The organism is Stenotrophomonas sp. HMWF023 (assembly GCF_003060985.1).
Classification (GTDB): Bacteria; Pseudomonadota; Gammaproteobacteria; order Xanthomonadales; family Xanthomonadaceae; genus Stenotrophomonas; species Stenotrophomonas lactitubi.
Window position 1 is genome coordinate 63,246 of sequence record NZ_QAIJ01000083.1, and the last position, 8,888, is coordinate 72,133.

The 8,888-nt window shown below is 67.2% G+C and carries 10 protein-coding genes; 8 read left to right on the forward strand and 2 right to left on the reverse strand.

Translation table 11 applies throughout. The features are described from left to right. The 5 genes from mgtA to DBR20_RS03740 form a co-directional block, all read left to right on the forward strand. On the forward strand, positions 1-1,935 hold a 1,935-nt coding region (mgtA, locus tag DBR20_RS03720), incomplete at its 5' end, for a magnesium-translocating P-type ATPase (protein WP_258223195.1). A gap of 25 nt (positions 1,936-1,960) precedes the next feature. Then, complete coding sequence (locus DBR20_RS03725) at positions 1,961-2,698, forward strand: MgtC/SapB family protein (RefSeq protein WP_108265226.1); 738 nt, start codon at positions 1,961-1,963, stop codon at positions 2,696-2,698. A 189-nt stretch (positions 2,699-2,887) separates the two neighbouring features. Further along, positions 2,888-3,946: an ATP-binding protein gene (locus tag DBR20_RS03730; RefSeq protein ID WP_108265227.1), complete on the forward strand. Its 1,059-nt coding sequence runs from the start codon at positions 2,888-2,890 to the stop codon at positions 3,944-3,946. Then, on the forward strand, positions 3,939-4,580 hold the full coding sequence (locus DBR20_RS03735; RefSeq protein ID WP_108265228.1) for a response regulator transcription factor: 642 nt from the start codon (positions 3,939-3,941) through the stop codon (positions 4,578-4,580). Before DBR20_RS03730 ends, DBR20_RS03735 begins: the two co-directional genes overlap by 8 nt. Continuing rightward, on the forward strand, positions 4,577-5,092 hold the full coding sequence (locus tag DBR20_RS03740; RefSeq protein ID WP_108265229.1) for a DUF1697 domain-containing protein: 516 nt from the start codon (positions 4,577-4,579) through the stop codon (positions 5,090-5,092). The genes DBR20_RS03735 and DBR20_RS03740 overlap by 4 nt, the downstream gene beginning before the upstream one ends. A 24-nt stretch (positions 5,093-5,116) precedes the next feature. On the opposite strand, the gene DBR20_RS03745 is transcribed toward DBR20_RS03740, so the two are convergent. Continuing rightward, positions 5,117-6,295: a low temperature requirement protein A gene (locus tag DBR20_RS03745; RefSeq protein WP_108265230.1), complete on the reverse strand. Its 1,179-nt coding sequence runs from the start codon at positions 6,293-6,295 to the stop codon at positions 5,117-5,119. A 14-nt stretch (positions 6,296-6,309) separates the two neighbouring features. Continuing rightward, complete coding sequence (locus tag DBR20_RS03750; protein WP_108265231.1) at positions 6,310-6,576, reverse strand: hypothetical protein; 267 nt, start codon at positions 6,574-6,576, stop codon at positions 6,310-6,312. A 209-nt stretch (positions 6,577-6,785) separates the two neighbouring features. Between DBR20_RS03750 and DBR20_RS03755 the strand changes: the two genes are divergently transcribed. The 3 genes from DBR20_RS03755 to DBR20_RS22605 all read left to right on the forward strand — a co-directional run. Beyond that, positions 6,786-7,319 carry an RNA polymerase sigma factor gene (locus DBR20_RS03755; RefSeq protein WP_108265232.1) on the forward strand — a complete coding sequence of 178 codons (534 nt, stop codon included), beginning with the start codon at positions 6,786-6,788 and terminating at the stop codon, positions 7,317-7,319. Beyond that, complete coding sequence (locus DBR20_RS03760; protein ID WP_108265233.1) at positions 7,316-8,176, forward strand: FecR domain-containing protein; 861 nt, start codon at positions 7,316-7,318, stop codon at positions 8,174-8,176. Before DBR20_RS03755 ends, DBR20_RS03760 begins: the two co-directional genes overlap by 4 nt. A 70-nt stretch (positions 8,177-8,246) precedes the next feature. Next, positions 8,247-8,888, forward strand: a 642-nt coding sequence (locus tag DBR20_RS22605) for a TonB-dependent receptor (RefSeq protein WP_258223196.1), incomplete at its 3' end; no start/stop codon positions are given.

Here is an 8,888-nt window from a genome sequence, read left to right on the forward strand (position 1 = left end):
GTGCTGGCGACCGGCAACAGCAGCTACTTCGGCACCCTCGCCCAGCGCAGCAGTGCCAGCGATCGTACACCGACAGCGTTCCAGGCTGGCGTCAACAGTGTCAGCTGGCTGCTGATCCGCTTTGCCCTGGTGATGGTGCCGTTCGTCCTGCTGGTCAATGGCTGGACCAAGGGCGACTGGACCGAAGCGTTCCTGTTCGCGCTGTCGGTGGCGGTCGGCCTGACCCCGGAAATGCTGCCGATGATCGTCACCTCCACCCTGGCCAAGGGCGCGGTGCTGCTGTCGCGGCGCAAGGTGATCGTCAAGCGCCTGGACGCGATCCAGAACTTCGGTGCGATGGAAGTGCTGTGCACCGACAAGACCGGCACCCTCACCCAGGACAAGATCGCGCTGGAGCGGCACACCGATGTGTTCGGGCAGGATTCGGAGGATGTGCTGACCTTCGCCTACCTCAACAGCCACTTCCAGACCGGCCTGATCAACCTGCTGGATCGTGCGGTGCTGGAGCATGTGGAGCTGCAGAGCTCGCTGCGCCTGTCGCAGGACTACCGCAAGGTCGATGAGATCCCGTTCGACTTCGAGCGCCGCCGCATGTCGGTGGTGGTATCCGAGCGCGAGGACCATCACGAACTGATCTGCAAGGGTGCGGTGGAGGAAATGCTGGCGGTGTGCAGCACCGTGCGCGAGAACGGCCAGGACATGCCGCTGGATGAGCAGCGCCTGGCCCGCGTGCGGCAGACCACCGAGGAACTGAACGAACAGGGCCTGCGCGTGGTGGCCGTGGCGATGAAGGAAACCGCGGCCAGCCAGAGCGTGTACTCGCAGGCCGACGAGCGCGATCTGACCCTGGTGGGCTACGTGGCCTTCCTCGATCCGCCGAAGGAGTCGGCCGCGCAGGCGCTGCAGGCGCTGGCCGCGCACGGTGTGGAAGTAAAGGTATTCACCGGCGACAACGAACTGGTCACCGCCCGGGTCTGTGCCCAGGTCGGCCTGGACGCCGATACGATCGTGACCGGCCCGCAGATCGAGCGCATGGATGACGCGGCCGTGGCGCGTGCACTGCAGGAACACCGCGTGTTCGCCCGCCTCACGCCGCTGCACAAGGAACGGCTGGTGCGCGAACTGCGTGCACAGGGCAAGGTGGTCGGCTTCCTCGGCGATGGCATCAACGATGCTCCCGCGCTGCGCGCGGCCGACATCGGCATCAGCGTGGACAGCGCGGTGGACATCGCCAAGGAGGCCGCCGACATCATCCTGCTGGAAAAGAACCTGATGGTGCTGGAGGAAGGCGTCATCCAGGGGCGGCGCACCTTCAGCAACATGCTGAAGTACATCCGCATGACCGCCAGTTCCAATTTCGGCAACGTGTTCTCGGTGCTGGTGGCCTCGGCGTTCCTGCCGTTCCTGCCGATGCTGCCGTTGCAGCTGCTGGTGCAGAACCTGCTGTATGACATCTCGCAGATCGCCATTCCCTTCGACAACGTGGATGAGGAACTGGTACGCAAGCCGCTGAAGTGGAACCCCGCGGATATCGGCCGCTTCATGGTGTTCTTCGGGCCGATCAGCTCGATCTTCGACCTCAGCTGCTTCGCCTTGATGTGGTACGTGTTCGATGCACGCACGCCGGCCGACCAAGGCCTGTTCCAGTCCGGCTGGTTCGTGGTCGGTCTGCTGACCCAGACCCTGATCGTGCACATGATCCGCACGCCCAAGGTGCCGTTCCTGCAGAGCATCGCCGCGCCGCCGCTGCTGCTGATGACCGGGGCGATCATGGCGATCGGCGTGATCCTGCCGATGAGCCCGTTGGCAGGCTACTTCAAGCTGCAGGCGCTGCCGGCCGGCTACTGGCCGTTCCTGGTGGCGATCCTGTTCGGCTATGCGGTGCTGACCACCGCGCTGAAGAAGCTCTACATCCGCCGTTACGGCTGGCAGTAAGCGCATCGGCGCAGGGAGAGCCGTCATGGACTTCAACCCCCACCTGCCCGCGTTCAACGCGGGCGCGACCCTCAGCTCGCTGATCAGCCTGTCTGTCGCCTTCGTGCTGGGCGCGCTGATCGGCCTTGAGCGGCAGTTCCGCCAGCGCACCGCCGGCCTGCGCACCAACACGCTGGTGGCGGTGGGCGCCGCCGTGTTCGTCGACCTCGCCGTGCGCTTCCACGACCTGTACGGCGGGCCGCCGTCACCGCTGCACGTGGTGGCCTATGTGATCTCCGGCGTCGGCTTCCTCGGTGCCGGCGCGATCATGAAGGATGGCGCACAGGTATCGGGCCTGAACACCGCCGCCACCCTGTGGGGCTCGGCGGCGGTCGGCGCCTGTGCGGGCATCAAGCTGCTGCCCGAAGCGGTGCTGGCTGCGCTGTTCGTACTGGCCGCCAACACCCTGCTGCGACCGGTGGTGAACCGCATCCAGCGGCAACCGTTGCCGGAAGCGTTCAGCGAGGCGACCTACGCGATCAACGTGGTCTGCCAGCGTGAGCAGCAGGCCGAGGTACTCGACCGGCTTCTGCTGCTGCTGGAACAGGCGCAGTATCCGGTGCGCGCGGTCGACCAGCGCCCGTTCGGTGAGCGCGATGTCGAGATCGAAGCGGTGCTGTACGCCACCACGGTCGATGGCGGCGAACTGGATGCCGTGCTGGCCACGCTTGCGGCCACGCCGGGCGTGCTGCAGGGATTCTGGAACGCCAGCCTGGAGGAGTAGTGCCGGCCGCTGGTGCATGCATTCCGCCGGGCATGGCCCGGCACTACCGTGCACCGCCTTGGTAGGTGCCGACCGTGGTCGGCACAATCCGTCAGGCACCATGACCGCGGACAACGCATGCCGACCACGGTCGGCATCTACCGAACAGCGCTTTGCTATCCTTTCCACCCACGCCAGGGAGCCGTCCCGATGCCATCGCTGTCGCCCCGCCGCCCCCTGGTCGTGCTGGCCCTGATCATCGTGATGGCGGCCATCTTCCTGGTCGATACGGTTACCGACTACGCCGTTGCCGCCGCCTGCTTCTACGCAGCCGTCATCCTCGCGGCGTCGCGGCGCCTGCCCGCACGCGGCCTCATCCTGCTTGCCGCGGTCTGCATCGCGTTGACCGGCCTCAGCTTCTTCCTGACCCGCTTCGGCACCTACCGCATCGGCCTGGTCAATTCAGCGATCGGCATGCTGGTGATCGGCATCACCACGTACCTGGCCTTGAAGATGGAAGTGGCCAAGGCCGCCGTGCAGGATGCACAAGCCCGCCTGCTGCGGGTTGCCCGTGCATCCACGGTCGGCGAGCTGACCACTTCCATCGCGCACGAAGTGAACCAGCCGTTGGCTGCCATCGCCAGCAGTGCCGAGGCCAGCCAGCGCTGGTTGGCCCAGGATCCGCCCAACCTGGACAAGGCACGTCAGACCATCGCCCGCATCGTCGCCGACGCCCATCGCGCCAGTGACGTGATCGCCCGCATCCGCGGCCTGACCCAAGGGGCCGCACCAGAGCGCCAGGCCTTCGATCTCAATCAGGCCGTGGAGGAAATGCTGGCGCTGTCGCACAGCGAACTGGAGCAGCATGGTGTGACGGTCGCGCTGGTGCTGGGCAGCGACCTGCCCCCCGCCCATGCCGACCGCGTGCAGGTGCAGCAGGTGATCGGTAACCTCATCCTCAACGCCGTCGACGCGATGGCCGGTACGCCCACGGGCGAGCGCAGGCTGTCGCTGCTGACCACGCATGATGGGCACGGCCACGTCAGCCTGAGCGTGCGCGACCGCGGTATCGGCCTGCCCTTGGAGCAGCCTGACCGCGTGTTCGATGCATTCTGGACCACCAAGGCGAACGGCCTCGGCCTGGGCCTCAGCCTGAGCCGCTCGATGATCGAGGCCAACGGCGGCCATATCCGCGCCGAGCGGCCAGCAGGCGGCGGCGCCTGCTTCACCTTCGAGCTGCCCACGCCCAGGGAGGGCCAGCATGCGTAAACCCACGACGCCCCCTGTGGAACCATCACCGATCGTTTACGTGATCGACGACGATGCCTCGGTGCGTGCTGCGCTGGAAGACCTGCTGGCCTCGATGGGCCTGCAGGTACGGGCCTTCGCCTCGACCGGCGAATTCCTTGCCCATGCGATGGAGGACGCCCCGGCCTGCCTGGTGCTGGACGTGCGCATGCCCGGCCAGAGCGGACTGGACTTCCATCGAACCATGGCCAGCCACGGCCTGCACCTGCCGGTGGTGTTCATCACCGGGCACGGCGACATCGCCATGGGGGTCAATGCGATCAAGGAAGGCGCCATCGAATTCCTGACCAAGCCCTTCCGTGACCAGGAACTGCTGGACGCGATCCACAAGGGCATCGAGCTCAATCGACTGCAACGCCGCGAGGGTGACCTGCTGGGCGCATTGCAGCAGCGCTGGGACACCTTGAACAGCGGGGAGCGCGAGGTGGTCGCAGGCGTGGTACGGGGCCGGCTCAACAAGCAGATCGCCGCCGACCTTGGTGTCAGCGAGATCACGGTGAAGGTGCGTCGCGCGCAGTTGATGCGCAAGATGGGCGCGCGCACCCTGGTGGATCTGGTGCGCATGTATGACCGGCTGCAGGGCAGCACGCCATGACCGCATATGTAGCCCTGCTGCGCGCAGTGAATGTGGGCGGCACCGGCAAGCTGCCGATGGCCGAACTGGTGGGCATGTGCCAGCGCGCAGGATTCCGCGATGTCCGCACCTATATCGCCAGCGGCAATGCCGTGTTCAGCAGCCCGCTCAACGAAGCGGGTGTGCGCGACAGTTTGGCGCAATGCCTGCATGCCTATGCAGGCAAGCCGGTAGGCGTGCTGGTGCGTACCGCTGCCGAGATGGCCGCAGTGATCGTCCGCAACCCCTTCAAGGCCGCTGCCGGCAACCGTGTCGTCGCCCTGTTCGTTGATGAAGCGCTGCCCAAGGACCCGCTGCAGGGCGTCACCGGTATCGGCGAAGAACAGCTTGCCCTCGGCAAGCGCGAGCTGTTCATCCACTACGGCGATGGCATGGCCGGTTCGCGCCTGCGCGTCCCCTTCGCAGCAAACGGAACCGGCCGCAACATCAACACCGTGAGCCGACTGGCGGCGATGGCTGCGGAGCTGCGCTGAGGTCGGGCCTGCCGGGCAGCCCCCCTAACTGCGCGTCGCTGCAATGCTTCGCTTCAACCGTGTATCGGCCAGCCCCACCGCCAGCAGCACGATGCTGGTCAGCCACCCTGCGGCCAGCAGGTGTATCCATGGCAGCACGAAACCGAGCACGACCAGCGCCGCCGCCCCTGCCAGGTGTGATCGCGGCACGCGGCCGTAGACCGCCCGCTTGTACAGTGCGCTGCCCAGCAGGTAGATCAACGGTCCCGCCGCCAGCATCGCGGCATACGGCAGGGTCACTGCCGCCTCCGGTTCGTCCATCACCAGATCATTGCCGACGGCGGTGGTGATGATGCCGGCGATCAGCAGCGCGTGCACGTAGTGGAAATAGGCGCCGATGCGGCCGGGGTCGTCGGAACGGGCGATGGTATCGGTGGCGTCGCGGCTGGAGATGCCGAAGTACAGCCACCACATCGCGAGCGTACCGGCGAAGGTCGCCAGCACCGCCGAAACCACCTCTCCACTCCAGTGCTCCACCTCGCTCAGCACGCCGCCGGTTGCCAGCAGCGTCTCACCCAGTGCGACGATCACGAACAGCTGGCAGCGCTCGGCCAGATGCCCGCCTTCGATGGTCCACTCGCGGGTACGCGAGCGGCCGAGGCCGGGAAACGCGAAGCCGAACATCGGCGAGATGTATTCGCAGGCGACGGCCAGTGCCCACAGTGCCAGCCGCGCATTGCCCTCGACCGCTGCACCGGCCAGCCAGAAACAGGCCGAAACGCTCACCCAGGCCAGCATGCGCCTGAAATTGGCGGCCAGCGGGTGCGCGCGCCCTACTTCCAGCAGGACGAACAGCGTCCGCCCCACCTGCATCGTGGCGTAGGCGCCGGCGAAGATCCATGCGCGTCCGGCAAAGGCTTCGGGGATGGACGAAGACATCAGCAACGCCAGCAGCATCGTGACGAACAGCAGGCCGCGGATGCGCGGCGCCTCAGGGTCGAACCAGTTGCTGACCCAGCACGCATACTGCCAGCCGAGCCAGACCGCAAACCACAGCACCAGCGTCTGCAGCACGCCCAGCAGGCCCAGGTGGTGCAGCAGGTGGTGGCTGAGCTGGGTGACGGCGAACACGTAGACCAGATCGAAGAACAGTTCTTCGTAGGTCACCCGCGCATGATGGCCGTCGCGACGACGCAGGGCAGGAAGACGGGGTGTTGCCGGCATCGCGGATCCTCGGTTCAGCGGCCCAGCCGCCAGAAAATGACACCGGCTACCAGCGCCGGAACGGCAAACACCAGCAGCAGGATCGGAAGCTCCTCCCGCACCGTATAGCCCGCCCGGCTGACCCCCACCCACAGATTGGCCACCGACACCAGCAGCCAGGTGCCGATGAAGGCCAACAGCGCCGTTGGCAGCTGTGAGCTGCCTGTGCTCCAGAGCCTGCCGAACAGGACGAAGACGCCCAGCAACAGGAACCCGCCGACGATCACCAGAAGCACGTGCATGGTCACTCTCCCCGATGGCTGCCCTGCAGCCTATCTGCGGCCGAGTGTGCGCTGCAGAGGGTGATCGTGGATTCACTTTCCGGCGGCCACGAACAATCCCGCTGTGGTACACCCGATAGCAAATGCGAACAGTTCCCATTACTATCGTGGCACCGCGCAGGGCTGGCCTTGCGTGGCCCCACCCCTACCCGCCTGCACCGCTTTCCCGGATGTCCACGCCACCGCACTCCCCTCCACCTGCGCTGCCGCTGGTGTCCTCGCTGGTGCGCCACTACGAGGATCTGGTGGATTACCTGCGCCGTCGCTTCGCCTCGCCCGGGCTGGCCCGCGAGGTGGTGCACGACGTCTGCGTACGCCTGCTGGAGCGCCCCACCCCGGCAGATGTGCGGCAGCCGATGGCGCTGCTGCGGCGGATGGCGCATGACGCAGCGGTTGATCGTTGCCGTGCCGAAGACCTGCGCCGCCAGTGGGTGGAACCCCGTGCCGAACTGCCAGATGCCGCCTGCGAAGGCGCCGGCCCGGTCAGGCAGGCCGCCGCCGCGCAGGAACTGGAACGGCTGGTCGAGGTCATCCGTGCGATGCCCTGTCGACGCCGCCAGGTGTTCATCCTGCACAAGATCCATGACGTGCCGCAGGCGGCGGTTGCGCGGCGCATGGGCATCGGCCTGAAGGCCGTCGAGCGGCATCTGCGCTTGGCGATGGTCGATTGCCGGCAGACGCTGGATGTGCGGGCGCTGACGTGACAGCACCACGCCGCCCGCGCACCCCACGCCCGGACAAGACCGGCGCGCCTTCGCCTGATCGTGTGCTGGATCAGCATCGGGAAACCCTCAAGGCACTGTTTCCGGTGCCCGACCCGGTGCAGCTGTATCGGCCTCATCGCAGCCGGCAGATCGGCGGCGCCGTGCTCGGCCTGCTGTTGGTGACTGGACTGGGCGGGCTTTACGCCTTCGATCCCGGCTGGCAACAGCACGATTACCAGACAGCCATCGGCGAGCGTCGCAGCGTGCTGCTGGCCGATGGCAGCCGTATCCAACTTGATGCAGACAGCCATCTGCAGGTGCGCAGCCACGTGCGTTCGCGTCGCACGGTGCTGGTCTCCGGACGCGCCCGCTTCGAGGTGGCGCCATCGCGCTGGCGCCGGTTCCAGGTCGATGCCGGACCGGTGCAGGTGCGCAACTACGGCACGGTGTTCGATGTGGATCGACGCGGCTACCGCAGTGAGATCCGCCTGTGGCGCGGCAAGGTCGGCGTGCGCGTGGCCGGCCGCGATGGCGAGCAGCACCTGCACCCTGGCCAGCAGCTGCTGGCAGGAACGGGGCCGGTCCAGCAACCGCAGCCGATCGCCACCGGCAGCAGGGAATGGACCGAGGGCCGGCTGCAGTTCGCGCAGACCCCGCTGGGCGAAGTGGTACGCAGCCTGCAGCGCTATCACCGCGGCGCGATCGTACTGGACGAACCCGGTCTGGCCACGCTGCAGGTGTCGGGTGTGTTCGATGGCGACCATGCCGCCACCGCGCTGGCGCTGCTGCCGGAGATCCTGCCCGTCGCCGTCCATCCCCGCGACGATGGCAGCGTGCACATCTCCGCACGCCACTGAATTCCGCACCGAGGGTGGGTTGTGGCCCTGCTCATCCGGCTGCTGCTTGAACCCCTCTGAAGGACCCCGCATGACCCGCATTGCCCTGCCCGCTGCCCTGCGCCGCCTGACGCCTGCCCTGCTGGCCGTCAGCCTGTGCGCCGCCCTTCCGGTGGCGGCGCAGTCCACCCCCACGACGGTGGACGTCCATCTTCCGGCAGCCCCGCTGCAGCAGTCACTCAATGCGATGGCCAGGCAGAGCGGCATCCAGCTGCTGTTCGCTGCGGACAGCGTTGCCGGCCGCCAGGCACCAGCGCTGGACGGCCGCTATGCCCCACGCGAGGCGCTGCAACGGCTGATTGCCGGCCAAGGCCTGGACGTCGAGGAGCGCTCGCCAGGCGTGTTCGTGATCCGCAGTGCGGTCGCAACCGCGACGCCGGCGGCAAAAGCGGACAGCCCGCGCACCGCAGCAGCGCCGGCAGCCGCGACCTCGCTCGGCAGAGTAACCGTGTCGGCGTCGACTGCGCGCATGCCGCAGGGCGAGTCCGCCATGCCCAACACCATCACCGTGCTCACCCGTGAGGATATCCAGCAGCAGCTGGCACTGGGTTCGGATGTGTCGCGCGTGCTGTCCTCGCAGATCCCGGCCTTCGCCCCGGCACGCGAGAAGATGTCCAACTATGGCGAAAGCATGCGTGGGCGCGGCATCCTCTACATGGTCGACGGCGTGCCG